At 74.1% G+C, this 25,188-nt stretch carries 28 protein-coding genes; 16 read left to right on the top strand and 12 right to left on the bottom strand.

Features of this window, described 5'->3' with window-relative positions; translation table 11 throughout:
• The first annotated feature begins 70 nt into the window (after window positions 1-70).
• Complete coding sequence (locus D7223_RS11650; RefSeq protein WP_120728015.1) at window positions 71-811, top strand: GAF and ANTAR domain-containing protein; 741 nt, start codon at window positions 71-73, stop codon at window positions 809-811.
• Between the two features lie 73 nt (window positions 812-884).
• Window positions 885-1,385 carry a DUF2231 domain-containing protein gene (locus D7223_RS11655; RefSeq protein ID WP_120728017.1) on the top strand — a complete coding sequence of 167 codons (501 nt, stop codon included), beginning with the start codon at window positions 885-887 and terminating at the stop codon, window positions 1,383-1,385.
• Window positions 1,386-1,455: 70 nt separating this feature from the next.
• Here D7223_RS11655 and D7223_RS11660 read toward each other — a convergent pair whose 3' ends face one another.
• Both D7223_RS11660 and D7223_RS11665 read right to left on the bottom strand, forming a co-directional pair.
• Window positions 1,456-2,406 carry a DUF3500 domain-containing protein gene (locus D7223_RS11660; RefSeq protein WP_120728019.1) on the bottom strand — a complete coding sequence of 317 codons (951 nt, stop codon included), beginning with the start codon at window positions 2,404-2,406 and terminating at the stop codon, window positions 1,456-1,458.
• A gap of 47 nt (window positions 2,407-2,453) precedes the next feature.
• Window positions 2,454-2,855, bottom strand: coding sequence for an ankyrin repeat domain-containing protein (locus tag D7223_RS11665; RefSeq protein ID WP_120728021.1), 402 nt, complete (start codon window positions 2,853-2,855; stop codon window positions 2,454-2,456).
• Window positions 2,856-2,991: 136 nt separating this feature from the next.
• Between D7223_RS11665 and D7223_RS11670 the strand changes: the two genes are divergently transcribed.
• The 9 genes from D7223_RS11670 (at window position 2,992) to D7223_RS11710 (ending at window position 8,486) form a co-directional block, all read left to right on the top strand.
• Window positions 2,992-3,441 (top strand): cysteine dioxygenase, encoded by a 450-nt coding sequence (locus tag D7223_RS11670; protein WP_120728023.1) that lies wholly within the window; start codon window positions 2,992-2,994, stop codon window positions 3,439-3,441.
• A 35-nt stretch (window positions 3,442-3,476) separates the two neighbouring features.
• Window positions 3,477-3,968: a rhodanese-like domain-containing protein gene (locus tag D7223_RS11675; protein WP_120728025.1), complete on the top strand. Its 492-nt coding sequence runs from the start codon at window positions 3,477-3,479 to the stop codon at window positions 3,966-3,968.
• Between the two features lie 49 nt (window positions 3,969-4,017).
• Window positions 4,018-4,599 (top strand): winged helix-turn-helix domain-containing protein, encoded by a 582-nt coding sequence (locus tag D7223_RS11680; RefSeq protein ID WP_120728027.1) that lies wholly within the window; start codon window positions 4,018-4,020, stop codon window positions 4,597-4,599.
• A 394-nt stretch (window positions 4,600-4,993) separates the two neighbouring features.
• Window positions 4,994-5,596, top strand: a complete 603-nt coding sequence (locus tag D7223_RS11685; RefSeq protein WP_120728029.1) for a winged helix-turn-helix domain-containing protein — start codon at window positions 4,994-4,996, stop codon at window positions 5,594-5,596.
• A 49-nt stretch (window positions 5,597-5,645) separates the two neighbouring features.
• The gene (locus tag D7223_RS11690; RefSeq protein ID WP_120728031.1) at window positions 5,646-6,284 is read left to right on the top strand and encodes a nucleoside/nucleotide kinase family protein; all 639 of its coding nucleotides are present in this window, start codon (window positions 5,646-5,648) and stop codon (window positions 6,282-6,284) included.
• A gap of 156 nt (window positions 6,285-6,440) precedes the next feature.
• Complete coding sequence (locus D7223_RS11695; protein WP_120728033.1) at window positions 6,441-6,839, top strand: TraR/DksA family transcriptional regulator; 399 nt, start codon at window positions 6,441-6,443, stop codon at window positions 6,837-6,839.
• 47 nt (window positions 6,840-6,886) lie between these two features.
• Complete coding sequence (locus D7223_RS11700; protein ID WP_120728035.1) at window positions 6,887-7,762, top strand: DUF72 domain-containing protein; 876 nt, start codon at window positions 6,887-6,889, stop codon at window positions 7,760-7,762.
• Between the two features lie 108 nt (window positions 7,763-7,870).
• Window positions 7,871-8,065 (top strand): hypothetical protein, encoded by a 195-nt coding sequence (locus tag D7223_RS11705; protein WP_120728037.1) that lies wholly within the window; start codon window positions 7,871-7,873, stop codon window positions 8,063-8,065.
• Entirely contained in the window at window positions 8,058-8,486 is a 429-nt protein-coding gene (locus D7223_RS11710; protein WP_120728039.1) for a DUF2267 domain-containing protein, read from the top strand. Before D7223_RS11705 ends, D7223_RS11710 begins: the two co-directional genes overlap by 8 nt.
• 116 nt (window positions 8,487-8,602) lie before the next feature.
• Here the strand turns inward: D7223_RS11710 and D7223_RS11715 are convergent, their stop codons facing one another.
• The gene (locus tag D7223_RS11715; RefSeq protein ID WP_120728041.1) at window positions 8,603-9,355 is read right to left on the bottom strand and encodes a PIG-L deacetylase family protein; all 753 of its coding nucleotides are present in this window, start codon (window positions 9,353-9,355) and stop codon (window positions 8,603-8,605) included.
• Between the two features lie 237 nt (window positions 9,356-9,592).
• On the opposite strand from D7223_RS11715, the gene D7223_RS11720 reads away from it, so the two are divergent.
• Together D7223_RS11720 and D7223_RS11725 are read left to right on the top strand one after the other, a co-directional pair.
• Complete coding sequence (locus D7223_RS11720; protein ID WP_120728043.1) at window positions 9,593-9,898, top strand: hypothetical protein; 306 nt, start codon at window positions 9,593-9,595, stop codon at window positions 9,896-9,898.
• Window positions 9,899-9,906: 8 nt separating this feature from the next.
• On the top strand, window positions 9,907-11,178 hold the full coding sequence (locus D7223_RS11725; RefSeq protein ID WP_120728045.1) for a cupin domain-containing protein: 1,272 nt from the start codon (window positions 9,907-9,909) through the stop codon (window positions 11,176-11,178).
• Between the two features lie 186 nt (window positions 11,179-11,364).
• Here the strand turns inward: D7223_RS11725 and D7223_RS11730 are convergent, their stop codons facing one another.
• From D7223_RS11730 to D7223_RS11760, 7 genes are all read right to left on the bottom strand, one after another.
• Complete coding sequence (locus D7223_RS11730; RefSeq protein ID WP_120728047.1) at window positions 11,365-11,709, bottom strand: transcriptional regulator; 345 nt, start codon at window positions 11,707-11,709, stop codon at window positions 11,365-11,367.
• Window positions 11,706-12,401, bottom strand: coding sequence for a hypothetical protein (locus tag D7223_RS11735; RefSeq protein ID WP_120728049.1), 696 nt, complete (start codon window positions 12,399-12,401; stop codon window positions 11,706-11,708). Before D7223_RS11735 ends, D7223_RS11730 begins: the two co-directional genes overlap by 4 nt.
• A 145-nt stretch (window positions 12,402-12,546) precedes the next feature.
• Window positions 12,547-13,209, bottom strand: coding sequence for a hypothetical protein (locus D7223_RS11740; RefSeq protein WP_120728051.1), 663 nt, complete (start codon window positions 13,207-13,209; stop codon window positions 12,547-12,549).
• A complete protein-coding gene (locus D7223_RS11745; RefSeq protein WP_120728209.1) occupies window positions 13,206-15,875 on the bottom strand; it encodes an FtsK/SpoIIIE domain-containing protein in 2,670 nt (889 codons plus the stop codon). The genes D7223_RS11740 and D7223_RS11745 overlap by 4 nt, the downstream gene beginning before the upstream one ends.
• Window positions 15,868-16,935 (bottom strand): hypothetical protein, encoded by a 1,068-nt coding sequence (locus tag D7223_RS11750; protein ID WP_120728053.1) that lies wholly within the window; start codon window positions 16,933-16,935, stop codon window positions 15,868-15,870. Before D7223_RS11750 ends, D7223_RS11745 begins: the two co-directional genes overlap by 8 nt.
• Window positions 16,936-16,943: 8 nt before the next feature.
• Window positions 16,944-17,204 carry a hypothetical protein gene (locus D7223_RS11755; RefSeq protein ID WP_120728055.1) on the bottom strand — a complete coding sequence of 87 codons (261 nt, stop codon included), beginning with the start codon at window positions 17,202-17,204 and terminating at the stop codon, window positions 16,944-16,946.
• A gap of 124 nt (window positions 17,205-17,328) precedes the next feature.
• Window positions 17,329-17,733, bottom strand: a complete 405-nt coding sequence (locus tag D7223_RS11760) for a hypothetical protein (RefSeq protein ID WP_120728057.1) — start codon at window positions 17,731-17,733, stop codon at window positions 17,329-17,331.
• 127 nt (window positions 17,734-17,860) lie between these two features.
• Between D7223_RS11760 and D7223_RS11765 the strand changes: the two genes are divergently transcribed.
• The 3 genes from D7223_RS11765 to D7223_RS11770 are packed head-to-tail and all read left to right on the top strand — an operon-like array spanning window position 17,861 to window position 20,943.
• On the top strand, window positions 17,861-20,413 hold the full coding sequence (locus D7223_RS11765) for an ATP-dependent Clp protease ATP-binding subunit (RefSeq protein WP_120728059.1): 2,553 nt from the start codon (window positions 17,861-17,863) through the stop codon (window positions 20,411-20,413).
• A gap of 12 nt (window positions 20,414-20,425) precedes the next feature.
• Window positions 20,426-20,593, top strand: a complete 168-nt coding sequence (locus D7223_RS33020; protein ID WP_186832222.1) for a hypothetical protein — start codon at window positions 20,426-20,428, stop codon at window positions 20,591-20,593.
• Window positions 20,593-20,943: a DUF3140 domain-containing protein gene (locus D7223_RS11770; protein WP_120728061.1), complete on the top strand. Its 351-nt coding sequence runs from the start codon at window positions 20,593-20,595 to the stop codon at window positions 20,941-20,943. The genes D7223_RS33020 and D7223_RS11770 overlap by 1 nt, the downstream gene beginning before the upstream one ends.
• Before the next feature lie 159 nt (window positions 20,944-21,102).
• On the opposite strand, the gene D7223_RS11775 is transcribed toward D7223_RS11770, so the two are convergent.
• Window positions 21,103-21,345 carry a hypothetical protein gene (locus tag D7223_RS11775; RefSeq protein WP_120728063.1) on the bottom strand — a complete coding sequence of 81 codons (243 nt, stop codon included), beginning with the start codon at window positions 21,343-21,345 and terminating at the stop codon, window positions 21,103-21,105.
• A 69-nt stretch (window positions 21,346-21,414) separates the two neighbouring features.
• Window positions 21,415-24,969, bottom strand: a complete 3,555-nt coding sequence (locus D7223_RS11780) for a ThuA domain-containing protein (RefSeq protein ID WP_120728065.1) — start codon at window positions 24,967-24,969, stop codon at window positions 21,415-21,417.
• Between the last annotated feature and the right edge of the window lie 219 nt (window positions 24,970-25,188).

Raw genomic sequence — 25,188 nt, forward strand, 5'->3', positions numbered from 1 at the left:
TGACGCGGGTGACGACACCGGTTGCGCGTACGACGGCGTACGTGGGGGCCATGGTGGGAGCTGCGGACCGGTGAACCTGGACACGCGGGACCCGGCGGTGGAGACGCTGGGCGTGCTGGAGACGGCCGCCCTGCTCCGGGAGCTGACCGCCGGTCTGATCGCCGTCGTCGACTTCGACGAGGCGCTGGACGCCCTGGTCCGGATCTCACGCGACGCGGTGGCCGGGGTCAGCTGGTGCGGGTTCACCGCCCTACGGGCCGGTGAGCCGGCCGGGGTGGCCGCCTCCGACGCCCGGCTCGCCGGGTTGGACGACCTGCGGCACGGCCCGGACTCGCCGGCGATGGACGCGATCCGCCGCCGCGAGATGATCCTCTCTGAGCACCTGGGCCGGGAGACGCGCTGGCCGGCCTGGACCGGGCGGGCCCGCGACTTCGGGGTGCAGGGCGTGATCTCCGCGCCGGTCGACGTGGACGAGCAGGTGATCGGTGCGATCAACCTGTACGCGGCGGGCACCGACGTGCTCACCCCGCGGCACCAGTTGACCGCGATGCTCCTGGCCGAGCACGCCGGCCTGTTGCTGGCCGCGGTGCGGGACCGGGCCCGGGTGGCCGCGCAGGCCGGCGAACGGGACGCGGCGCTGCTCGCCGAGGGTGTGGTGGGGCAGGCGGTGGGTGTGATCATGACCCAGCGTGGCTGCCCGCCGCAGGAGGCCCTGCAGGTGTTGCGCGGGGCCGCCTCGGCGCTGTCCATCCCGCTGCGTGAGGTCGCCGAGCGGCTGGTCAGCACGGTGTCCCGTGCCCGGGACAGCTGAGCGTGTCGTTTCGTCCCACTGGCGCTCGGGTAGCACCCTGGACGGGTGAGCTGAGCCGACCTGGGGGGAAACGATGCAGAGCCGACTGCGGGTGCAGGGCCATCCGATCCAACCGATGCTGGTGACGTTCCCGTTCGGCCTCTTCGTGAGTGCCGCGCTGTTCGACCTGACCGACGTGCTGGGCGGGCCGGCCTTCCTCGGCGAGGTGGGCTACTGGACGTCGGTGGCCGCGCTGGTGGCCGCCGCGCTCACCACCGTCGCCGGGATGGTGGACCTGTGGGACTCCCCGGGCGACGCCACCCGCCGTACGGCGGTGACGTTCAACCTGGTGAACGCGGCGATGGCCGGGCTGTTCCTGGTGGCCTGCCTGATCCGCGCGGACGCGCCGCAGCGGGGCGCCACCGGCGTGCTGCTCGCCGTGGAGCTGGTCGCGCTGGCCGTCGGCGCGCTCGGGGTGGGCCTGGGGGCCCGGCTGATGCGGGAGTTCGAGGCCGGCCGGGTCGAGGCCGGCACCTTCGACGCCCTGCGCGGTGTCGGCGGGGCGACCGTGGAGATCGTGCGCCCCCGCCCCTGACCGCGCCGCGCCGGGCCGACCGGGAACCCGGTCTCCCGGCTTCGCCGTGGCGGAGCACCGGGCGCGCCGTTCAGGAGTGTGCCTCGGCGTGGTGGTCGGCGAGCACGTCGGCGCCGAAGTCGCTGGCCGGGCGGCGCAGCACGGTGTGCGCGTGGTTGCCGTCGTCGGTGGTGTTGTCGTACTCGATCAGCAGGTCGTCGCCCTGCACCCGGTAGTAGTGGCGCTGCCCGGGACCGGTCGGGCCGGCCCAGGCGAAGTGCAGCCGCCCGCCGCCGAGCCGGCGGGCCTCCCGCGCGGCCAGGGCGGGCGGGAGCCGGTCCAGGTAGAGCGCGACGAGCTGGTCCACCAGGGCCCGGGCGCCGGGTCCGAGCCGGTCGGCGGCCACGCCGAGCGGTTCCAGCGGGGCGTGCACCCGGGCCCGGGTGGCGCTGATGATGTCGCCGGGCGCCTCGTCGGCGACGACGGCGGCGGCGCGTCCGGCGGGGCCCATCGCGTCCAGCAGGGCGCGGCCCAGGTCCTCCTCGATCCCGAGCGGCCGGGACACCGGGCGGCCCGCGTACCGGACGGCGGCCGGGTTGGCGCCGAAGAAGACCGGCGCGGGGGAGACCTGGTCGTCGACGACGGTCATGCTCACCGACAGGTGGTGCCCCTCCACCCGCCACGCCCACGCGTCGTCCCGGGCCGGGTCGCCGAAGACGGCCACCCAGTAGTCGCCGCTGTGTCGTCCCCGCCGCCACCCCTCGGCGCGGTCGAGCACCTCCTCCAACGCGACGATGGCCATCGCCTGGGCGTACGCCGACGGGCTCAGCGCCGTTGCCAGCAGCCGGTGCGCGGCCTTGCGCCCGGCGCGGTCCAGGTCGGCGAGGCAGACCCCGGGCCGGGGCCGGGGCCGGTACTCCAGCCAGCGCCGCGCGGCGTCGTCGTCGAACCGGTGCGCGGCCCCGGCCCGGGCCGGCGCGGTCAGCGCGGCGAGGAACGCCGTGCCGGCGGTGCGCATCTGCTCGGCTACCGGATCGTCCACCGCCCCTGTATACCCGCCGTGGCCGACGCCGCCCGCCCGAGGGCCGTTCAGTCGGTCGGTGCCGCGGTGAGCAGCGCGAGCATCTCCGGCAGGTCGAAGAACCGGGCGGTCTCCACCGCCGACGGGTTGCCGTGCGCCGGGTCGGCGCCCGCGGCGAGCAGGGCCCGGACCGCCTCGGCGTCGCGCCGGAAGACCGCCGCGGCCAGGGCGGTCTGCCCGCGATCGTTGGTCCGGGCGTGGTCGGCGCCACGCGCCAGCAGCGCGGCGACGGTGTCCGGGTGGGCGTGGTACGCGGCCAGGATCAGCAGCGAGTCGCCCTTGTCGTTGGTCAGGTTGACCGGCAGCCCGGCGTCGACCTGTCCGGCCAGTTCCTCGGTCGCGCCCGCGCGGGCCAGGTCGAACATCCGGTGCGCGAAGGCCACCGTCTCGGCGTCGAGTTCTGCGCTCACCGGTCCAGGCTAGTCGTGGCCGGGACGGGCCGTCGCGACACACCCCGTCCCACCATGCGGATAAGCCTACTAAACCTATAGGATTTACCGTCTAAGCTCGGTACGGACCTGCCGCCGCACGACGAGGACCACCCGCATGCACCTGCCCGAGCCCGACCTGCTGGCCGTCGCCCGCCGCCACACCGACCCGGCGAGCTGGCCGGTGCCGCTGTGTTTCGATCCCGCCCAGCGCTGGTACGCCCGGCTCGGCGCGGACGCCGACCACGAGGTCTGGGCACTGAGCTGGCTGCCCGGACAGGGCACCGACCTGCACGACCACGGCGGCTCGTCGGGCGCGTTCCTGGTCCTCGCCGGTGCGCTCACCGAGGAGACGGTCAGCGGCGGTCGGCTGCGCCCGCACCGGCTCGCGGCCGGCACCGGCCGTCGCTTCGGCGCTCGGCACGTGCACGTGGTGACCAACCGCGACGCCGCGCCCGCGGTCAGCGTCCACGTCTACCGGCCGGCGCTGCGCCGGATGACCCGCTACCTGCTCGCCGACGGGCGCCTGCGCGCCGCCGAGGTGGCCGAGGCCGGCACGGCCTGGTGAGAAGAACGCTCCGCCCTGTCCCGGAAGGAACGACGATGTCCCTGATCACCACCCCCGCCGTCGGCCGCCCCGCCCCGCCGCCCGGCTCCCGGGGAATCGACGAGATCCTGGCCGCCGCCCGGGCGCGGCTGGACCGGCTCGACCCGGAGCAGGCGCACGTCGCGTACCGCCGGGGCGCGGTGCTGGTCGACATCCGCCCGGCCGCCCAGCGGGCCGCGCACGGCATCGTGCCGGGTTGCCTCACGGTGGAACGCAACGTCCTGGAGTGGCGGTTCGACCCCCGCTGTCCGGCCCGCCTGCCGCTCGCCGACTCCTACGACCTGCCGGTCGTCGTGCTCTGCCAGGAGGGCTACACCTCGTCGTTGGCCGCCGCCGCCCTGCGCGACCTGGGCCTGCACCGGGCCACCGACGTCGTCGGCGGATTCGCCTCCTGGCGGATCGCCGGTCTGCCCACCCTCGGCCCCACCCCGCCGGTCCGTCCGTCCACCCTCGCGCCGCCGGTGACCGCCGGCCGGCCGTCACGCTGACCGTCGCGCTGCACCGGGCGCGGCGGCACCCGCCGCCACAGGAGGCCACATGTCCGTCGTCGCCATCCCCTTCCGCCCGTACCGGTCCGCCGGTCGACCGCGGGAGGCACGCCCGCCGATCGCCGACGCCGTCGGCCGGCCGGCCGCGCCGACGCTGACCATCACCGTCGACCTCGCTCCCGGCCCGGTCAGTCCCCGGGTGACGCGCCTGCTGGACCTGCTCGGCGAACTGGCCGAGACGGGGGAGGGCCGGCTGCGCCCGGCGGCGGCCGACCGGGCACCGGCGGTCGCCGAGCCGGCGCCACCGCCCGCGCAGCCGGTCGACCCGCGGGCGGTGTGCATCCTGGCCGGCACCCGGGTCGTCCGCCAGGGCGGCCGGGCGGTCCGGCTGACCCGGATCGAGTACGACCTGCTGCTGTTCCTGGCCCAGCGACCGCACCGGGTCTTCACCCGGCTGCAACTGCTGACCGGCGTCTGGGGGTACGAGCACGCCGTGGCTCGCACGGTAGACGTGCACGTACGCCGGCTGCGCGCCAAGCTCGGCGCCGACCTGCCGGTGGTGACCACGGTGTACGGGGTCGGCTACCGTCTCGCCGACGATGCTCTGGTGGAGATCGACCAGACCCGCTGAATCGCCCCCCGGCCACCGCCCGCGCACCCGCCGCCGTCCGCCGCCCCAGGCGGGCGGCGGTGTCCCGCGTCTGTCCCGCCATCGGTACGGCCGTCCGGCCTGGGAGCGTGCCCGGTGGCCGCCAACTGGGCATGAATCACGTCGTTCCGACACGCTGTGTCGATCCGGACGACCAATATGAACCGGGCGGGCACCCCCCGTATCGGGTCAACTCGACGGCTCTGCTGTAATCATCAGGCTTCGTACGCAGAGCGAGCGTCTGGCTCCGATGTGTTCGTCAATTGTCACATTCATGCAACGCAGCCGCCCCTTGACCCTCGCACAGCCGCCGGGAAGCATCGATGAAGCGGCGTCCCGGGCCGTGGGGAGTAACCCGGATCAGCCAAGGAGGACCATGTCGGTCAGCCCCGCTTCGTCGCGCGCCGGATGGCATACGTCCCAGCCCGCTGTTCCCGGTAGACCCCCCGGCGGTCAACGCCGGCCGGTGAACACCGCCGCACCGATGCTCACCGTCACGTTGAACATCCCGCTCGCCTGTGAGGAGTCCCTCACGCCGCCGGCGCGGCGGCTGCTCGAAGCCGCCCGGGAGATGCTGGAGGGCGGTGAGGGCACGATCACCGCGACCGCCGTCGACCGCCGCCCGGACCCGGTCCCGGCCGGCCGGTCCCCGTCCCGGTCGCTGGCGCCCACCATCCCCGTCCTGCACATCCTCGCCGCCTCCCGCTCGGTGCTGCGCGACGGCGAGCCACTGCCGTTGACCCGGCTGGAGTTCGACCTCCTGCTGCACCTGGTCGCGCACCCGCGCCGGGTGTTCACCCGGCTGCAACTGCTCAACGCGGTGTGGGGCTACGAGCACGCCGGGGTGCGGACGGTGGACGTGCACGTACGCCGGCTGCGCGGCAAGGTCGGCGTGGACGTCCCCCTGGTGACCACCGTCTACGGGGTCGGCTACCGGCTCGCCGACGACGCCCGGGTCACCATCGACCGCACCGGCTGACCCACCGGCCCGCCGGCGGTCACGCGGGCCGGCCGGGCACGATGGTCGGATGCGCGTACGTCCCGTCTCCCCGGACCTGCTGGTGGCCGAGCTGACCGACCGGCTCGCCGGCACCGATCCGGCGGGCCGGCTGCGGGTGGCGATCGACGGCGCGCCGGCGGCCGAGCCGGCCGCGTTGGCCGCCGCGCTGGTCGACCCGCTGCGCGCCCGGAGCCGGCCGGCGCTGCACGTCCGCGCGGACGACTTCCTGCGCCCCGCCTCGGTACGCCTGGAGTACGGCCGCACCAATCCGGACGCCTACTACGACGGGTGGGTCGACGAGGCGGGACTGCGCCGTGAGGTGCTCGACCCGGCCGGGCCGGGCGGCAACGGGCGGGTGCTGCCGTCGCTGTGGGACGCGCGGGCCGACCGGGCCAGCCGGGCCGCCTACGTCGAGCTGCCGCCCGGCGGCGTGCTGCTGGTCAGTGGCGCCCTGCTGCTCGGCGGCGGACTGCCGTTCGACGTCACGGTGCACCTGGACGTCTCCCCGGCCGCGCTGGCCCGACGCACCGGGCCGGCCCAGGAGTGGACCCTGCCGGCCTTCGCCCGGTACGCCGCGGAGGTCGCTCCGGCCACCTTCGCCGACGTCGTCGTCCGCCTCGACGACCCCCGGCACCCGGCGGTCGTGGAGGTCGCGGCGGCGGACTGAGAAACGGCCGGGCCGGCCGGTTTGACCCGCCGGGAGCCGGGGTAATCGCCCGGCTCACAGAGCACGGGTGATCACCCGCGCCGAGACGACCATTTGGCCGGGGCCGGCGGCACCGCAACCAGGTGCCCCGTTCGGCCCTCAGAAAGGCAGGCAGCGATGCTCGTCCACGACACGGTCGCCACCGGTCGCCCCGTTGCGGAGACCGACCAGATCCGGCAGTCCCTCCAGGCCCGGTACGACGAGCTGTCGGCGGAGTACGAGCAGGCGGTGCTCCAGAGCCAGGTGCTGCGTCTGGTCGAGGTGGGGGACACCGCCGGCGACGACCAGGCCGACAGCGGCACCAAGACCGCCGAGCGGGACACCGCGCAGTCGTTGCTGCGGACCATCCTGGACCGTCGCGCCCAGTACGAGCGCGCCCTGGCCCGCCTCGCCGAGGGCACCTACGGGTGGTGCGAGGGCTGCTCCGCGGCGATCCCGGTGGAGCGGCTGGAGATCTTCCCCTCGGCGACGAGCTGCGTGACGTGCAAGCAGACCCGGGAGCGCCGGGCGGCCTGACCGCCCCTCGGGTTGCCGGTCGGTCCGGGACGAGGTGGACTTGTCCCATGGGTGACATCCTGGTGGGAACCGCCTCCTGGACCGACCGCACGCTGCTGGACTCCGGCTGGTACCCGCAGACGGCGGACAACCCGGAGAAACGGCTGGCCTACTACGCCAAGCGGTTCCCCCTGGTCGAGGTGGACGCCACCTATTACAACCCGCCGGCCGAGCGCACGTCGACCCTGTGGGCCGAGCGCACCCCGGCCGGCTTCACCTTCAACATCAAGGCGTTCAGCCTGCTGACCGGGCACCCGACCCGGGTCGGTGCGCTCTACAAGGACATCCGTCCGGACACCGACAAGAAGAACGTCTACCCCGACGACCTGCCGCCGCAGGCGTACGAGGAGGTCTGGACGCGTTTCCTCAGCGCCCTCGACCCGCTGGTGGAGGCGGGCAAGCTCGGCGCGCTGCTGTTCCAGTTCCCGCCCTGGTTCACCATCAAGCGGGACAACAAGCAGTACCTGCTGGAGGTGGCGAAGCGCTGCGCGCCGCTGCGCCCGGTCTTCGAGTTCCGCCACCAGTCCTGGTTCGACGGCGACAACGCCGAGGAGACCCTCGGCCTCCTGCGCCAGCACCGGCTGGCGTACGTCGCGGTGGACATGCCCCAGGGGCACCGCTCGTCGGTGCCCCCGGTGCTGGAGGCCACCGCGGACCTCGCGATGGTCCGCTTCCACGGCCACAGCGACAAGTGGACCAGCAAGGACATCCACGAGAAGTTCGGCTACCGGTACTCCGACCGGGAGCTGAAGCAGTGGGCCCCGAAGCTGCGCGAGCTGGCCGACTCCGCCGAGCAGACGCACGTGTTGATGAACAACTGTTATCGGGACTACGCGCAGACCAACGCCGCCACCCTGGCGAAGCTGCTGGACGCGGCCGGCTGACCTCATCCCCGCCGGGTGAGGACGGCTCACCCGCCCGCCGCGCAGCATGGACGGTGCGTGCGGCCGTCCGCCGATGCCGGCCGCCCGAGGGTACGGAGGTGGCCGGACATGACGGTTCGGATGGTGCCGGATCGACGGCGCGGCGCCGTGCTGCACGTCGTCGGTGGTACCGGCGACGGCCGGCGTACGCCGAGGGGCGCGCCGGTCGCGCCGACCCGGCAGTGGCGCGGCCCGTCGGGCCCGCCGCGGCGCGCCGACGATCGACCGTGGCAGACCGAGGTACGGGGGTACCGAGATGGCTGAGCAGCTGCATTCCGCGTTCGAGTCCTCGCTGGACAAGACCAACGTGATCCTGAAGGACATCGAGAGCGCCTACGGCTGGCCCAAGGCGCAGCGCAACCAGTCGTACGCGGCGCTGCGCACGGTCCTGCACCTGCTGCGCGACCGGATGCCGGTGCAGGAGAGCGCGGAGTTCGCCGCGCAGTTGCCGGTGCTGTTGCGTGGCATCTACTTCGACGGGTGGAAGCCCGAGGACGTGCCGGTGAAGCTGAACCGGGACGACTTCCTCTACGAGGTGCGGCAGGGCTTCCCGTACGACGTGCAGGGCGGCCCGGAGCGGGTCGTGCAGGTGGTGCTGGACACCCTGCGCCGGCACGTCACCCAGGGCGAGTGGCAGGACGTGAAGTCCCAGATGCCGAAGGACCTGGCCCGGATCATCCCGTGACACGCGCCGGCCCGGCCCGGGTACGGGTCGGGCCGCGGTCCGCGGCCGGCCGCGCCGGCCGCGGACCTTTCGCGTCCGCTCGGCTGACCGGGACAACGGCGCGTCGCCCCGTCGGCCTACCAGAGGTCGAAGTGGAACACCTCGAACGCGACCCCGTGCCGGACCCCCAGCCGGGTGCCGGTCGGCCGGCTCATCCCCTCCAGGAACTCCTCCGCGTCGAAGCTGCCGTCACCGAGCCCGGTCAGGTACGCGTCGTGCGCCCGCAGCGAGGCCACCCCCCGGTCGAAGGTGGCCGTCACGTCGACCCCGTGCGCGGCCTGCGGGGAGGACGCGGCCCACACCTGGCGGACCCCGTTCCAGGGCGGCGACCCGTCGGTGAGCTGTTCGGGGAAGACCCACCGGTTGCCGGCGTCGCGGACCGCGTCCAGCACCGCCCGCCCGGTGGCGATGTGGTCGGCCTGGTTCAGCGCGTACGCCCCGTCCCAGGTGTCCCGGAAGTTGTTGGTCAGCACGATCTCCGGGCGGTGCCGGCGCACCACCCCGGCCAGTTCCCGGCGCAGCGGCACCCCGTACTCCAGGATCCCGTCCGGCAGGCCGAGGAACTCCACCGTGTCCACCCCGACCAGCCTGGCCGACTGGAGCTGCTCGGCCTCCCGGACCTCGCGGGCCCGGTCGGGCGGCATCCCGTCGATGCCGGCCTCGCCGCTGGTGACCAGGCAGTAGACCACCGTCTTGCCCTGGTCGGTCCAGCGTGCGACGGCCGCGGCGGCACCGAACTCCAGGTCGTCGGGGTGCGCCACGATCGCCAGCGCCCGCTCCCACTGCTCGGTCACCGGTTCCAGCGGTCCCGGCCGGCTCGCCTCGGTCATCGCCACCTCCGTCGTCGGACCCGGTCCATCCTGTCACCACCGGAGACCGCCCGCCGCCCGCCGTGCCGGGCCCGCCCGGCACGGCGCCCGGGGCCACTGGGCGGGCGGACCGTCGAACCGCCCGTATCGGGCACGACGGGCGTCTACCGTGTGGTTAGAGAAGATCGCTGGTGGGGTACCACCCGCTGCACGACGGACCCCGGCGTACGGCGGGGCGGCACATCCGAGGGAGCACGCATGGCACTCAACGACGACGACATGACGACCACCAGCGGCGGCGGCCTCGAGGGCCCGGCCGACGGTGGGGCGACCCCGGGTCACCAGGACGGTGGCGCCGACGGTGGCGCGGAGGGCCCGGCCGACGGCGGTGCCACGCCGGGTCACCAGGACGGTGGCGCCGACGGTGGCGCGGAGGGCCCGGCCGACGGCGGTGCCACGCCGGGTCACCAGGACGGTGGCGCCGACGGTGGCGCGGAGGGCCCGGCCGACGGCGGTGCCACCCCGGGTCACGCCGACGGCGGCGCCGACGGCAGCGCCCGCTGACGGACGCCGTGACGCACATCGACCCGCCGGGCGGCCGCGACGGCCGCCCGGCGGCACCGTCGGCACCGACCGCCGCGCTGGCCCGCTGCGTCAGCGCCGAACCGGCCAAGTTCGCCACCGCCCACTGGGGACGCACCCCGCTGCTGTCCCGGGCCGACGAGCTGCCCAACCCGGCGGGCTTCACCGACCTGCTCAGCCCCGCCGACGCCGACGAGCTGCTCAGCCGGCGCGGTCTGCGTACGCCCTTCCTGCGCATCGCCAAGGACGGCGCGCTGCTGCCGGCGGCACGCTACACCGGCGGCGGCGGAGCGGGCGCCGAGATCGGCGACCAGGTCCTCGACGAGCGGGTCCTCGAGCTGTACGCCGGCGGCGCGACCCTGGTGCTCCAGGGCCTGCACCGCACCTGGCCGGCACTGATCGACTTCACCCGCGAACTCGGCGCCGCGGTCGGGCAGCCGTTGCAGGTCAACGCCTATCTGACGCCGGCCGGCAGCCAGGGCTTCGCCACCCACTACGACACCCACGACGTGTTCGTCCTCCAGGTCGACGGCCGCAAGCACTGGCGGATCCATCCCCCGGTGCTGCCCGACCCGCTGGAGCGGCAGCCGTGGGGCGGCCGGGCCGACGAGGTCTCCGCCACCGCCGACGGCGCGCCCGCCCTGGACGTGGTGCTCGCCCCCGGTGACGCGCTCTACCTGCCCCGCGGCTGGCTGCACAGCGCCCAGGCGCAGGAGTCCAGCTCGCTGCACCTGACCGTGGGCGTGCGGGCGCTGACCCGGTACGCGCTGGTCGAGGAGTTGCTCGCGCTCGCCGCCGAGGACCAGCGGCTGCGCGCCACCCTGCCGTTCGGGGTGGACGTGGCCGACCCGGACGCCATCGAGCCGGAACTCACCGAGACCGTCGAGGCGCTGCGCGACTGGCTGCTGCGCGCCGACCCGACGGCCGTCGCCGCCCGGCTGCGGCAGCGCGCCTGGCCGGCCGCCCGGCCCGCGCCGATCCGCCCGCTGGCCCAGGCCGAGGCCCTCGCCGCACTGGACGAGGACAGCCGGATCGCCCCGCGTCCCGGCCTGCGCTGGCAGCTCACCCCGGTCGGGGACAAGGTCGCGTTGCGGACCTTCGACCGCACGCTCACCCTGCCGGGCACCTGCGAGCCGGCCGTCCGGGCCCTGCTCACCGGCGACGTCACCCGCGTCGGTGACCTGCCCGGGCTGGACGACGACACCGACCGGGTCACCCTGGCCCGCCGCCTGCTCCGGGAGGCGGTGGCGGTCCCCGGCTGACCGGTGGCGCCACCGCTTCCCTCCCCTGTGGGACGCGTCGCGTCCGGGACATCGACCCGGACGACCCGGCCACCCTCACCCCGTACGTCATCTCCACTCCTGCTGTTTGAGTGGCACCGGCCGGCCGGCGCCTTCGGGCGCACGGTCGCCGTGTGCCGGGGATGGCTGGTCGGTCGACGGTTGCCGCTACTGCCCGTTGGACGTCTCGACGCGGTCGATGAGCTGCTTCAGTCGCGCGATCTCGTTGGCGAGCGCGGTGGTGCCGGTGGCGGTGAGGGTGATCCAGGTGCGGCCGCGCCGGCCCTCGTAGCCCTTCTCGACCTCGATCAGACCGGCCGATTCCAGGACGCTGAGGTGCTTGGAGAGGTTGCCGGCGGTCAGCTCGAGGTGGGTGCGGAGGTAGCCGAACTCGACCCGGTGGGCCTCGTGCGCGATGGTCAGGATGCCCAGCCGTGCCCGCTGGTGCACCACCTCGTCCAGCCCGTTGACCGGGTGCCCGGCATCCGGGTCCGGGGTGCCGGGCGCTGTCACCGCTGCCGCCTGCGGGCCGCCGTGAAGAACCCGACCGCGCCGAGCAGCAGCACCGCGCCGCTGATGGCCTGCGGCACCGCGAACTGGGCCTGAAGTCCCCAGCCCGCCAGTCCCCAGCCCTCGTTCATCGGCAGCACCAGCAGCACCAGGGCCAGGTAGGCGAGAGTGAACAGCAGCAGCCCGATGTTGCGCTCGATCCGGGCCAGCACGACCAGCGCGATACCGATCATGCTCCAGGGTGAGACCAGCCGGTCCAGCACCAGCCACCAGTACGAGAGTCGCTGCATCGACTCCGGGTGGCTCGCGAAATACAGGGGCGCGGCTACCCACGCGGCGGTGAAGACGACGGTCGTCGCGGCGCCGGCGATCACGTACGGCAACACCCGGGCACCCAGCCCGCGTGCCCGGGCAGCCCGCACGTAGGAGACGGCGATCGCCGCGTAGGCGAGCAGAAGCGCCGGCGGCCAGTAGTACAGCGCGCCCCGCCGGGCGAATTCGCAGCTGCTGTCGGGGCGACAGCGCACCGTCATGCCGAGCCAGTCGAACGGGATCCCGACGAACGTCACTCCGGCCAGCACCAGCAGCGCGACCCAGGTCATCCGTTGATCGACGCGTACCCGGTGCGCCAGGGAGCGAACCTCGGACAGCAGCCGGCGGGGATCGCCGCCGGCGGATACCGGTTCAGTAGTCATGCCAATAGGTTTCCATAGCAAACCTGTCGGCGCTAGTGCCAGATTGGCGCCCGGCCCGGTCGCGTCGCTGGCGTGTGATCGACCCGGCGTCCCCGACATCGGGATATCGGGGTGGGTGCGACACCCCGAGGCGTCGCACACGAGGTCAGCGGGCGAGGACGAGGCTGAGGATCGTGGTCACCAGGCCGGCGACCAGCACCACCGCCACCGGGCGCGGTCCGAGCAGAGCGTGCCGGCGGTCGGCGAGGACCTTCGCCGGCACCAGCCCGGCCAGCGGCCCGAGCAGCGTCACCACCAGGGCGAGGACCGGAAGGGCGACCGCCAGGTCGCCGCCGTACCGGTCACCCGCCGCCCGGGCCGCGCTCCCCAGGGCGTACGCCACCAGGGCGGCCCCGATCCCGCAGAGCGCGAGCAGCGGGTTCACCGAGCCCGGCAGGTCTCCGGGTTGCCCGGTGCGCCGCAGCAGGTCCCGCACCCCGGCCAGGAGCACCGTCGGATCGCCGGACGCGTCCGGTGCCGGCGCGGGCGGGCCACCGGTCCGGCGGCTCCCGCCGATCCGGGCCCGCAACTCCTGCCACAGCCGGTTGGCCTCGGCGTCGACGCGTTCCTGCTCCTCGCGGGCGTCGACCAGTTCCCGTTCGGCGGCGTCGAGTTGGGCCTGCGCCTCGTCCACCGCCCGGCGGGCCGCCGCGCACTGCTGCTCGTACCAGGCGTGCGCCTCGGCCCGCTGGGCGTGCACCCGCGCGGTCAGGTCGGCCAGCCGGCGGATCTGCGCCGCGTAGGACTCGCTGGTCACCGGTTCGTTCATCGAGACGGTCCGTAGGGGATGATCGTCTGCCCGGTGCGGTGCACCGCCCGGTCGAAGAAGAGTCCCCGCCAGGGGCGGGGGTACCAGTCGGGCCCGCCGGTGCCCGGGTAGAGCGACGTGCCCAGCTCCCCGCCGTGGGTGTCCAGCGCCACCCACGCGCCGATCTGGTCGGTCCGCGCCCCGGAGCCGCCCAGGTCGGCGCGCATCCGGGCCACGCCCCGCCACCAGGCCAGCACGTGGGTCCGCCGCTCCGGGCCGTCGTGCAGGATCCGGCGCAGCCGCTCCAGACCGGTCCGGCCGCCGACCCGGGCGGCCAGGGCGCCGGCGGCCGCGTCGACGGCGAACAGCAGCAGGTAGTGGGGCGTGCCGGCGGCACCGGGCGCACCCAGGCCGTCGGCGGTCTCCTCGACCAGTTCGGCGACGGTCTCCTCGTCGTACCAGGCCGCGTCGTCGAGGTCGTCGTAGAGTGCGCGGGCGACCGGATCGGCGTCCGGGTCGAGGCAGGCGATGGAGAACCGCGCTCCACCCGGGCGGTGCTGCCGGGCCAGCGAGCGGGCCGCGGCGTCGAGCACCGCGCACGCCTCGTCCACCCGGGTGCCCAGCACCGCCAGGTTCCGTCCGGGGGCGCGGGGCAGCCGCAGCGTCGCCGAGCGGGCCTGCACGTCGATGATCTCGCCGAGCAGCGCCACCGGCGCCCGCAGGGTGCCGGTCTCCGGGGCGGTCAGCGCCTGGAAGTCCGGCGCGTCGGCGAGCCGGGGGACGGCGTCGCCGTCGAAGAGCCGGGCCGGCGCGGCGTCCGGCGGACGCATCCGCCACAACCGGTGTTGCAGGTCGCTCCAGGTGTCCCAGTCGCCGGCCGAGGGGATGCGCGCCACCTCGTTGCCCTCGGACATGCCGGACTCGGCATTGACCACCGCGTGGTGCCGGGGCAGCGACTGGGCGGCGTCGTTGCGTTCGGCCAGGATGCGCAGGGCCTTGGGCAGCGCGATCCGCAGGGTGAACTGGGCGACCAGGGCGGGGCGGCCCCACAGCGCCTCGATGCCGCGGACGTCCTGCGAGGCGAGGACCAGGTGGATGCCCTGCGACCGGCCGCGCCGGGCCAGGTCCTCCAGCAGGTCGGCGGCCTCGCGGGCGACCGCGTCCCGGCCGGCCAGCAGCATCTGGAACTCGTCGACCACCGCGACGATCCGCGGCCAGTGCCCGGTCGGGTCGACCGCGCGCAGCTCGGCGAGCTTGGTCACCTCGTGCCGCTTCGCGGCGTCGGCGCGCCGGCGCAGCTCCTCGGCCAGGAACCGCAGCAGGGCCAGGCCGAACTCCCGGTCGGTGTTGACGTTGATGCCGACCAGCCGCATGTGCGGCAGCCAGCTCGGGTCGCGGCGGCCCTGGGCGAACCGGGCGAACGACACGCCCTCCTTGAAGTCGAGCAGATAGAACTCCAGCTCGGCGGGGGAGTAGCGGGAGGCGAGCGCCCCGATCCAGGCGAAGATCAGGTTGGTCTTGCCGGTGCCGGACGGGCCGCCGATGAGCGCGTGCGGCGGGTAGTCGCCGAGGGTGAGCAGCACCGGCCGGCCCTGCGGGCCCTCGCCGATCGGCGCGGTCAGCCCGTGCGCCGAGTCCTCCCGCCACATCTCGTCCACCGGCGGGAGCAGGTCGGTGAAGGGCGTCGGGGTGGGGCCGGCGTTGACCCGGGCGGCCACCATCCGGCAGGTCTCGGTGACCAGCGTCGCCGGGGGCGGCGGGTCGAGGCGTACCGGCAGGTCGCCGACGTGGGCGCCGCCGGCGGCCATCCGCACCCGGGTCACCGTCGGGCCGTCCGGCAGGGACATCCCCCGGACCACCAGGTGCACCCCGCAGGACGCGCCGGTGCGGACGACCCGGTCGAGCTGCCCGCGTTCGTGCCGGGACAGCTCGTCGCCGCCGAGCAGCACCGCCACCCGCCACGGCTCCGGCCGGCGCCCGGTGGCCGCGGCCAGCTCGCGCAGCGAGCCGTGCTCACCGGCCAGCACCGTCTCGTTGATCCGGCGGATCTGCTCCACCAGGTCGTCCAGCAGCCGGCCCAGCCCGCCCGGCCCGACGAAGGTGAGCAGGCCGGCGGTGCCCAGCGGGGCGAAGCCGGCCAGCCCGCCGCCCAGATGCTCGGGGTCGTACCCGACCAGGCGTACCCGGCCCGGCTCGGTCCGCCCGACGGCGCGCAGCAGCAACGCCGAGACGACCGCCTCGGTGCCCGCCCGGTCGTCGCCGGACAGATGCACGTGACCGGCGTCGAGCAGCGGCACCAACGCCGGCACCGGTTCGTCCGGCGCCACCGCCACCGTGCCGACGCGCAGCGCTCCGGGCGGCTCCGCGCGGGTCGCCGGGGTGGGCCGCCATCCCGACCAGTCGGCGGAGGCCGCTCCCGGCGCCTCCCGGCGGGCCGCGTCGGCGGCACGGCGGGCCAGGTCGGCCAGGCGGGCGGCGTGCCGGGCGTCGATCTCGGCCAGCCGGCGGTCGCGTTCCGCGCCGACCCGGGCCGGCACCGCCTCGGCGGCCCGCCGGATCCGGGCCCGCCGCTCCCGGGCGGTGGCCAGCTCGTCCTGCGCCGCGCCGAGCCTGGTCCGGGCCGACCCCACCGCCTCGGCGAGCATCCCACGGACCCGGGTGACCAGCTGGGTGCGCCGGTCAGCCATCGGAGTCCCGGCGTACGTCGGCGATCCGCTCGCGTGCCGCGGCCAGCCGCCGCCGGGCATCGGCCGCCTGCTCCCGACCGGCGGCCGCCCGTCGCTCCCAGGCCGCGTCGCGCTGGCGGACCGCCTCGCGACCGCGCGTCGCGTCGTCGCGTTCCCGGCGGTCCTCGTCATCGCGGCGCTGCCGGTCGCGCGCCTCCTGCCGCTCCCGCTCGGCCTCGGCGGGCAGGTCCCGCCCGAGCCGGTCCAGCAGCACCCCGGCCAACACACCGGCGGTCACCGCCGGGTCCGCGGCGTGCGGCTGCTCGGCCTCGGCGCGCCGCGGTGGGGGCATCCGGCAGACCCGGGTGAGCAGGGTCTCCAGCACCGGCGGCGGCAGGCCCGGCAGCAGGTCCCGGACCCGGCCGTCCAGGTCCCGCCGCAGCCGGGGCAGGTCGTCCGCGCGCGGCGGATGCCCGAGCAGCTCACCGGCCAGCTCCCGGAGCAGCGGCGGGGCCACCGCGGCCAGGCCCAGCCCGACGTCGGCGTGGGCCCGGCGCAGCTCGGTGTGCAGCCGGGCCCGGTCGCCGGAGCGCACCCCGGACACCACCCGCCGCAGCAGCTCGCGGGGCTCGCGGACGGTCTCGTCCGGGGCCTCCGGCGGGCCCTGGAGGCCGCCGGTCAGCTCCGCCACCCGCACCGCCCACCAGCGCGGCGCGGTGGCCGGCCCGGCGGCCGGCGGGGCGGACCCGGGCGGGGGCGCCTCGCGCGGCGCGTCGTGCGCCGGCCGCCGCTGCTCCCGCGGCCCGCGCGGCGTCGGCGCGCCGTCGGACGCCAGTCCGATCGCGGCCAGGTACGCCGCCAGCTGCTCCTGGGCCACCCGCAGCGCGTAACCGGCGGTCTCCGCGTGTTCGGTGGCTGCGGACAGCTCCGGCACCCCCATCGGGTCGGCCGACTCCTGACGTACCCAGCGCAGCCGCTCGGCGGCCTGCCCGAACTTCTCCAGTGCCTGGGCGAGCTGGCCGATCGGCAGCTCGTCGGCGGCGGCCCGGACCTGGGCGCCGAGATCCTCGACGATGGACACCGCGGGGCTCAGAGGGTCGCCACGTAGAGCTGCGCCTGTTCGATCGCGACGAGTGTCGCGGCGAGGCACTCCTCCAGCTCCTGGTTGGCCTGGGTCAGCGACGCCTGGGCCGCCTCCACGGTCTCGTGTCCGCTGCCCTCCAGCGCGCCGGCCAGGGTCTGCTGTGCCTCGGCCAGTTTCTCACCGGCCGCCTGCACGGCGCTCTGGCCGTCGCCGATCTGTTGGAGCGCGACATCGATGGCTGCCTTGAGCTCGGCGACGCTCGCCACGGCGGAACCTCCTGGGGGCGGGGAGGTCTCCATTAGAGCCTATCCGCTCAGGTGAGCAAACATCCGCCCTGTCAGTGTTCCTGCCCCGCTGACCGGTTGTCCACCGGAAGCGCCGGGAGTCCGATTAATGGGACTCCCGGCGGCGGGTGTCCCGGTCCCGCAACCAGCGCGGGCCGTACACCTCGGCGCCCTGCGCGGTGACGCGTTCGCGCAGCTCACGGTCGGCGGTGACGACCAGCCGGCGGCGTTGCGGGTGTGCCTCGACCAGCTCCACCATCGCGTCGTCGCCGGAGTGGTCCGCCGCGAGCACCCGCACCCCCGGCACCGACGGCACGTCCCGCGCCGCCCCCTCCACCACCAGCACGACCTCGACCGGCGGCGGCAGCTCCGGAGGCACGCCGTCGGAGGGCACGGTCAGCAGGGTGTCGCGCAGTCGCGCGGTGGCCCCCGGCCGGTCCCGCCACCAGCCGTCGGGTCGCGATCCCACGACGTTGGCGGCGTCCACGATGAGCAGCGGTGTTCCGTCCATGCCGTCAGCCTGCCACTGTCCCGTCGGATCCGGGGCGTACGTCCCCGCGCGCCGCGACGGCGTTTGTCCGGCCGACCGCCGGGTAGCCCCTGCCGACCGTGCCGCGCGCGGAGAGCGGAGGACAGACATGATGGGACCCGGTGACTTCGGCTCCGATCCGTGGGACGAGTTCCTGGCCCGGTACTTCGGCCGGAGTGAAGGTGGCCGGCGTCCGGCGCACCGGGTCGACATCACGCGACTGATGACCGCCGACGCCCGGGAGATGCTGGCCGACGCGGCCCGCCGGGCGGCCCAGCGGCAGAGCAACGACCTGGACACCGACCACCTGCTCTGGGCGGCGCTGCAACGGGAACCGCTGCGCGACCTGGTCCGGCGTGCCGGTGCGGACCCGGACACCCTGCTCAACGCCCTCGGCGGGCGGGGGGACGGCGCGCCGAGGGGCGAGGTGCCGCCGAACCTGTCGCTCACCCCGGCGGCCAAGCGGGCCCTGCTCGACGCCCACCAGCTGTCCCGGGCGATGGGCGCGAACTACATCGGTCCGGAGCACATCCTCATGGCGTTGCCGCTGAACCCGGAGTCGCCGGCCGGCCGGATGCTCGCCGCCGGCCGGATCCAGCCCGAGTCGTTGCAGGCGGCCAACGCCGAGCGCGGGTCGGCCAACGGCCCCCGGCCCGACCGTGGCACGCCCACGCTCGACCAGTACGGCCAGGACCTCACCGAGCTGGCCCGGATGGACCAGATCGACCCGGTGATCGGCCGGGCCGACGAGATCGAGCAGGCGGTGGAGATCCTGTCCCGGCGGACCAAGAACAACCCGGTGCTCATCGGTGAGGCCGGCGTCGGCAAGACGGCCATCGTGGAGGGCCTCGCCGAGCGCATCTGCGACGGCGACGTGCCGCAGACACTGCTCGGCAAGCGGGTCATCCAGCTCGACCTGGCCGGGCTGGTCGCCGGCACCCGCTACCGGGGCGACTTCGAGGAGCGGTTGAAGAAGGTCATCGACGAGATCCGCGCCCACCGGGAGGAGCTGATCATCTTCCTGGACGAGATCCACACCCTGGTCGGCGCGGGCGGCGCCGGCAGCGAGGGCGGCATGGACGCCTCCAACATGCTCAAGCCCGCCCTGGCCCGCGGTGAGCTGCGGGTGATCGGGGCGACCACGCTGGACGAGTACCGGCGCAGCATCGAGAAGGACGCCGCCCTGGCCCGGCGGTTCCAGCCGGTGTACGTGCCGGAGCCGACCGTGGAGGACACCGTGGCGATCCTGCGTGGCCTGCGCGACCGCTACGAGGCCCACCACCAGGTGCGGTTCACCGACGAGGCGCTGGTCGCCGCGACCGAGCTGTCCGACCGGTACGTCACCGACCGTTTCCTGCCGGACAAGGCCATCGACCTGATCGACCAGGCCGGCGCGCGGGTCCGGCTGCGTACCCGCACCCCGGCCTCGGACGTGCGCGAGCTGGAGACCCAGCTCGACGAGGTACGCCGGGACAAGGAGCAGGCCGTCGCCGACGAGCAGTACGAGAAGGCCTCCGCCCTGCGCGACCGCCTCGGCGAGCTGGAGGAGCGGATCCGGCACGCCCAGGGCAACGGCGACGACTCCTCGCGGGTGCCGTCGGTGGGGCCGGCGGAGATCGCCGAGGTGGTGTCCCGGGCCACCGGCATCCCGGCCAGCCAGCTCACCGAGGAGGAGCGGGACCGGCTGCTGCGCCTGGAGGGCCACCTGCACGAGAAGGTGGTGGGTCAGGACGACGCGGTCACCGCCGTGGCCGAGGCGGTCCGCCGTTCGCGTACCGGCCTGGCCGACCCGAACCGGCCGATGGGCTCGTTCCTGTTCCTCGGCCCGACCGGCGTCGGCAAGACCGAGCTGGCCCGCGCGCTGGCCGAGGCGCTGTTCGGCGAGGCGGACCGGATGGTCCGGGTGGACATGAGCGAGTTCCAGGAGCGGCACACGGTCAGCCGGCTGGTCGGCGCCCCGCCCGGGTACGTCGGCTACGAGGAGGCCGGGCAGCTCACCGAGGCGGTCCGCCGCCGCCCGTACGCGGTGGTGCTGCTGGACGAGATCGAGAAGGCCCACGCCGACGTGTTCAACGTCCTGCTCCAGGTGCTCGACGAGGGGCGCCTGACCGACAGCCAGGGCCGGACGGTCAACTTCAAGAACACCGTGCTGATCATGACCAGCAACCTCGGTTCGGAATTGATCACCGGCACCCAGCGCGCGGTCGGCTTCGGCGCCGGCGAGGGTGGCGGCGGGGAGAGCGACGAGTTGCGCGAACGGCTGATGCGCCGGTTGCAGGAGAACTTCCGGCCGGAGTTCCTCAACCGGATCGACGAGGTGATCATCTTCCGCCGGCTGGAGGCCGAACAGCTGCGCCAGATCACCGGGCTGCTGCTGGAGGAGACCCGCCGCCGGATGCACGCCCAGGACATCCAGATCGAGGTCACCACGGCCGCGACCGACTGGCTGGCCGAGCACGGCTACCAGCCGGAGTTCGGCGCCCGGCCGCTGCGCCGGGTGATCCAGCGGGAGGTGGACAACCACCTCTCCCGGATGCTGCTGGAGAGCGCCGTGTCACCGGGGCAGAAGGTCACCGTGGACGCCCGGGACGGCGGGCTCACCTTCGACGTGTCCGCCGGTGAGCGCGACTACAGCCCGGCGACCACGTCGCATCCCCGCTGACCGGAGGCGGACATGACCGAACCCGAGGAGACCCGGGACGACGCCGAACGGACCGACCCGATCGTGGCCCCGCCGACGGCGAACCCGGCCCGCGTGCAGGTGCCCCCGGAGGGTCCGGGTCGGCAGACCGACGAGCCGGACCCGGCGGCGTCCGAACGCCGCCGGCGAGAGGAGAGCTGATGGTACGGCAGCAGCGGATCGATCCCGAGGTGGACGTGCTCTGGGACAGCTTCCACGAGCGGGTCAACGTGCCGTCGGAGCAGCTGCGGCAGTGGCTGCTCACCCGCGGCTCCGGTGCGGAGGCCTTCGGGCCCAACCCGGACCTCGACCTGCCCGAGCCGGGTCGGCACGTCCTGCGCATCCTCACCAAACGTAAGGTCGATCTGACCCCGGACGACATCGAGACGATGCGGGACACGGTCGACGAGATCGAGAACCTGTTGGCGGCGAAGCCGCCGCGCGGCAACGCCGACGACCAGTGGCGGCACTCCCTGCTCGACCTGGGCCACGACGTCCTCGTCGAACGCTGAACCACAGGTGGCCGGCCCCCAAGGGGGGCCGGTCACTGTGCTCGCCCCCCGGTTCCCGGTCCACCCGCACCACGTCCGTCGATCATGAAGCCGTTGTCGCGACACGCCGGCACCGGCGACAACCACTTCATGATCGACCCCGGGGTGGGGTGGGGTGGGTCAGCCCTGGTCGGGTTCGAGGCTGCCGATGGTGAGGCCGGCGGCGTCGGCGGCGGCCTCCCGGTCGGCCCGCGTCTGGTCCTCGCGGGTGAGCAGGTTGGCGTACTCGGTCACGTCGGCCGGGTCGGGCACGTCCGGCAGGCGGCGCAGGAACGCCTCCATGTCGCGGGCGGCGGCGGTGTGCGCGGCGGCCGCCTGCCGGAGAAGCTCCCGGTCGTCGGCGGCAGGGTAGAGGTCCGTCATGGTGTCCGGGATACCCGGCCGGGGGCGGTTCGCACCGCCACCGGCCGGGCTTTGCCCACGTGCTGCCGCTCAGCCGACCGTGGTCAGCCGCCACCGCTGGTTGGCGGCGCCGCTGCACGTCCACTGGATCAACGCGGCCCCGTCGACCAACGAGTTGCCGTTGACGTCGAGGCAGAGCCCGCTGTGCCGGGCCTTCAGCTCGTACACCCCGGCGGTGGTCGTGGCGACCGCCTGCCACTGCTGGCTGGTCGCGGTGCCGCAGGTCTGCTGCACCACCTGCGCCGCGGTGGCGGTGGAGCCGCCGCTGACGGCCAGGCACTTGCCGCTGTGCACCGCCCGCAGGGTCACCGCCCCGCCACCGGCGTCGACCGCCTGCCACCGCTGGTTGCCGCCGCCGGTCGCCGCCCACTGGTGCACCAGCGCGCCGTCGGCGGTGGAGACCCCGTTGACGTCGGCGAGCTTGCCGCTGTGCTGGGCGGTCAGCGTGTACGTCTTGCCGGCGATCCCGGTCGGCGTGGTGCCCACGCCGGCCCCGCCGAAGGTCATCGAGTCCAGGTCGAACGCGTTGTTCTGGGTGGACCGGAAGACCAGGTAGAGCTTGTGGGTGCCGGCCAGCGCCGCCACGTTCACCGCCGGTTGCTGCTGGTACGAGTCCCACCCGCCGGTGTTCGGCACCGCCTGGGTGGCCAGCAGTTGCCCGGTCGGGGAGTCCGCCCGCAGCTCGATGCTGCCACCGCCGTACGGCGACGACACCCGGAAGCCGACCGTGGCGATGCCCTGCAGGCTCATCGGGTCGAACATGATCCAGTCGCCGTTGCTGACGTCACCGATCCGCTTCCCGCTCTCCGCGCCGGCCTGGTCGATCACCCGGATCCCGGACTGGGCGGTGAAGAACTCGGCCTGCTTGTGCTTGGGTTGCAGGATCGCCTTGCCGTACCCGGTGAGCGCGGCGACGCCGCCCGCCCCCTTGTCCTGGTAGCGGGCGTTGAGGACGTAGAACAGATTCGCCCCGTCGGGGTGCCCGCCGAGCAGGTCGGTGGCGATGGTGCCGGAGCAGCCCGGGTAGTCGGTGGTGCCGTGCTCGTGGTCGTCGTGCCCGAGCGCCGGGTTGACCAGCACCTTCGTGCAGTCGATCGTGCCGTCCTCGGGGTCGGTCACAGAGACCGTGTAGGCGACCTGCTGACCGAAGTCGAGCATGCCCCCGTTGGGCGGGCCCGAGATGGTCACCGTCGGGGCGGTGTTGCCGACGGTGATCGGGACGTTGGCGAAGGAACTGCGCCCGGTGTTGTCCCGGACGGTCAGCTTGGCGGTGAAGGTGCCGTTGGTGGTGTAGGTGTGCGACGGGTTCGCCGCCGTCGAGTCGGTGCTGCCGTTGCCGTCGAAGTCCCAGGCGTAACTGATCGTGTTGCCCGGGTCGGGGTCGGCGGAGCCGGCGCTGGAGAACTGCACGACCAGCGGGGCCTTGCCGTTGGTCGGGGTGCCGGTGGCCTTCGCCACGGGCGCCCGCCCGCCGCTGACGTAGTCGATCCGGTAGAGGCCGGAGTCGTTGTTGCCGCCGCCGAAGTTGGAACCCCACTCCAGCAGGTACAGCGAGCCGTCGGGGCCGAATCGCATGTCCATCGGCTTGACGAAGTTCCCCCCGGGCAGGAAGGGGTTGGTCTTCACCAGCCCACCGGTGTCGTCGAAGTGGATCTCCCGTACGTAGTTGCGGGACCACTCGTAGAAGAAGTGCACCCGGTCGTAGTAGGCCGGGAACTTCGTCGGCGACGGGTTGGCCGCGTCGTACCGGTAGATCGGGCCGCCCATCGGCGCCGACCCGCCCGAACCCATCTCGGGGAACTGCGCCGAGGCGCCGTAGCCGTACCAGATCTGCGGTTTCACCAGCGGCGGCAGCGTGGTCAGGCCGGTGTTGTTGGGGGAGTTGTTGACCGGGTTGGCGCAGTCGAACTTCGGGCCGACGACGCCGGTGTCCGGGTTGTACGGCGCGTACGGCTGGTTGTCGCCGTGGCAGAACGGCCAGCCGTAGTTGCCGGCGGACCGGATCACGTTGAGTTCCACCAGCCCTTCGGGGCCCCGGTTGGTGGTCGGCCCGCTGCGGTCCGGCCCGTAGTCGGCCAGGTTGACCCAGCCGTTGACCGGGTCGACGGAGAACCGGAACGGGTTGCGGAAGCCCATCGCGTAGATCTCCGGGCGGGTCTTCGCGGTACCCGGCGTGAACAGGTTGCCGGCCGGCACGGTGTAGGTGCCGTTCGTCTCCGGGTGGATGCGCAGCAGCTTGCCCCGCAGGTCGTTGGTGTTGCCGGAGGAGCGGGCGGCGTCCAGGAAGCTCTTGCCCGGCCGCCAGTCCAGAGGCGCGTAGCCCTGCCAGGCCGGGTCGTAGTTCGGTGGGCTGTCGTCGCCGGTGGACAGGTAGAGGTTGCCGCCGGGGCCGAAGGCCAGGTAGCCGCCGGTGTGGCCGGGCTCGGGGTGGGTCCGGGACCGGTACGCGGGCACCTCCAGCAGCACCTTCTCGCTGGCCAGGTCGAGCGTGTCGCCGGTGACGGTGAACCGGGACAGCCGGTTGACGTCGGTGGTGCTGGCCTGCGGCGAGTGGTAGAGGTAGATCCACTTGTTGGTGCCGAAGTTCGGGTCCAGCGCCATGCCGACCAGGCCGTCCTCGCCGCCGGTGTACACCGGCAGGGTGACGGCGTTGACGGTGGTGTTGGTGGCCGGCTTGAAGATCTTCACCTGGCCGCCGCGCTGGACGTAGAAGACCCGTCCGTCCGCGGCGACGTCGACGGCCATCGGGTCGACCGTGTTCTGGTCCAGGGAGACCTTCTCGAAGTTGCCCCAGACGGTGCCGCCGCAGTCGCCGGCGGCGACCCCGGCGGCCCACTGGACCCCGCCGAGGACGTGCTGGCGGAACAGCGGCTCGGCGTACGACCCCTTGGCGTGTCCCATCGCGGTGGTCCACACCCGGGCCGCGCCGACCTCGCGGCACCACGAGATCGGGTGGTCCGGCCCCATCGCCCGGCTGCCCGGGTTGTAGGTGCGCTCGTCGGCGGTGACCAGGACGTGCACGTCACCGCGGGGGTTGGCGTCGAAGTTGTACCACTCCTCGCTGCGCTGCCAGCGCTGTGGCAACCCGCTGGTGGAGGGGTGTACCCGGTCGGCGACGTGCGCGGTGCCGGGCAGCACGCCGGGGGAGTGCTCGGGCATGTGGGCGCCGGCGTTGACCAGGTCGTCCCACCACGGGTAGGAGCCCTCGATTCCCATGTCGGTGGCGTTGTGGATCGCCGCGATGCCACCGCCGCCGGCCACGTAGCTCTGCAGGGCCTGCCGTTGGGCGTCGTTGTCCCACACCATGCCGGAGGTCTGGAACATCACCACCACGTCGAAGGTGGCCAGGTTGGCCGGGGTGAAGACGGCGGAGTCCTCGGAGTGCACCACGGTGAAGCCGTGCTGGGCGGCGAGGTCGTTGAACATCGCCACGCCGTCGGGGATGGAGTCGTGCCGGTAGCCGGCCGTCTCGCTGAACAGCAGCGCGCGGAACGGTGCGGCGGCGCCGGCCGGTGCGGCCGGGATAACGAACAGGGACAGCAGCAGTGCCAGGAGGGCTGTCGAAACGAGATGTCGGCGGCGCATGCCGCCTCCTTTCGGGGGACCACGGTGGCGGTGTCCGCCCGGGCGAGTGCCGGGACGGAGGGCGCGACACGCCGCCGAATGGGGTCACCCCCGCGCTCGCCGGTGACGTCGGCCGGGCCGGCGTCACCTCCTGCTCCACAGAGAACGGTGCCCTCGAAATCGACACCAGTCAACGCGCATTTCATTAATCGTGAAATCACTATAAATACCGAGGTAAAT

Source organism: Micromonospora endolithica (genome assembly GCF_003626595.1).
GTDB classification, from domain to species: domain Bacteria; phylum Actinomycetota; class Actinomycetes; order Mycobacteriales; family Micromonosporaceae; genus Micromonospora; species Micromonospora endolithica.

Bases quoted from the DNA above. Each gene is read 5' to 3' on its own strand.
- D7223_RS11770 (WP_120728061.1), top strand. From the start codon at position 20,593: ATGGTACGGCAGCAGCGGATCGATCCCGAGGTGGACGTGCTCTGGGAC.
- D7223_RS11670 (WP_120728023.1), top strand. From the start codon at position 2,992: ATGCACCTGCCCGAGCCCGACCTGCTGGCCGTCGCCCGCCGCCACACC.
- D7223_RS11745 (WP_120728209.1), bottom strand. From the start codon at position 15,875: ATGGCTGACCGGCGCACCCAGCTGGTCACCCGGGTCCGTGGGATGCTC.
- D7223_RS11710 (WP_120728039.1), top strand. From the start codon at position 8,058: ATGGCTGAGCAGCTGCATTCCGCGTTCGAGTCCTCGCTGGACAAGACC.
- D7223_RS11740 (WP_120728051.1), bottom strand. From the start codon at position 13,209: ATGAACGAACCGGTGACCAGCGAGTCCTACGCGGCGCAGATCCGCCGG.
- D7223_RS11700 (WP_120728035.1), top strand. From the start codon at position 6,887: ATGGGTGACATCCTGGTGGGAACCGCCTCCTGGACCGACCGCACGCTG.
- D7223_RS33020 (WP_186832222.1), top strand. From the start codon at position 20,426: ATGACCGAACCCGAGGAGACCCGGGACGACGCCGAACGGACCGACCCG.
- D7223_RS11715 (WP_120728041.1), bottom strand. From the start codon at position 9,355: ATGACCGAGGCGAGCCGGCCGGGACCGCTGGAACCGGTGACCGAGCAG.
- D7223_RS11780 (WP_120728065.1), bottom strand. From the start codon at position 24,969: ATGCGCCGCCGACATCTCGTTTCGACAGCCCTCCTGGCACTGCTGCTG.
- D7223_RS11775 (WP_120728063.1), bottom strand. From the start codon at position 21,345: ATGACGGACCTCTACCCTGCCGCCGACGACCGGGAGCTTCTCCGGCAG.
- D7223_RS11695 (WP_120728033.1), top strand. From the start codon at position 6,441: ATGCTCGTCCACGACACGGTCGCCACCGGTCGCCCCGTTGCGGAGACC.
- D7223_RS11760 (WP_120728057.1), bottom strand. From the start codon at position 17,733: ATGGACGGAACACCGCTGCTCATCGTGGACGCCGCCAACGTCGTGGGA.
- D7223_RS11720 (WP_120728043.1), top strand. From the start codon at position 9,593: ATGGCACTCAACGACGACGACATGACGACCACCAGCGGCGGCGGCCTC.
- D7223_RS11765 (WP_120728059.1), top strand. From the start codon at position 17,861: ATGATGGGACCCGGTGACTTCGGCTCCGATCCGTGGGACGAGTTCCTG.
- D7223_RS11705 (WP_120728037.1), top strand. From the start codon at position 7,871: ATGACGGTTCGGATGGTGCCGGATCGACGGCGCGGCGCCGTGCTGCAC.
- D7223_RS11735 (WP_120728049.1), bottom strand. From the start codon at position 12,401: ATGACTACTGAACCGGTATCCGCCGGCGGCGATCCCCGCCGGCTGCTG.
- D7223_RS11680 (WP_120728027.1), top strand. From the start codon at position 4,018: ATGTCCGTCGTCGCCATCCCCTTCCGCCCGTACCGGTCCGCCGGTCGA.
- D7223_RS11685 (WP_120728029.1), top strand. From the start codon at position 4,994: ATGTCGGTCAGCCCCGCTTCGTCGCGCGCCGGATGGCATACGTCCCAG.
- D7223_RS11675 (WP_120728025.1), top strand. From the start codon at position 3,477: ATGTCCCTGATCACCACCCCCGCCGTCGGCCGCCCCGCCCCGCCGCCC.
- D7223_RS11655 (WP_120728017.1), top strand. From the start codon at position 885: ATGCAGAGCCGACTGCGGGTGCAGGGCCATCCGATCCAACCGATGCTG.
- D7223_RS11690 (WP_120728031.1), top strand. From the start codon at position 5,646: ATGCGCGTACGTCCCGTCTCCCCGGACCTGCTGGTGGCCGAGCTGACC.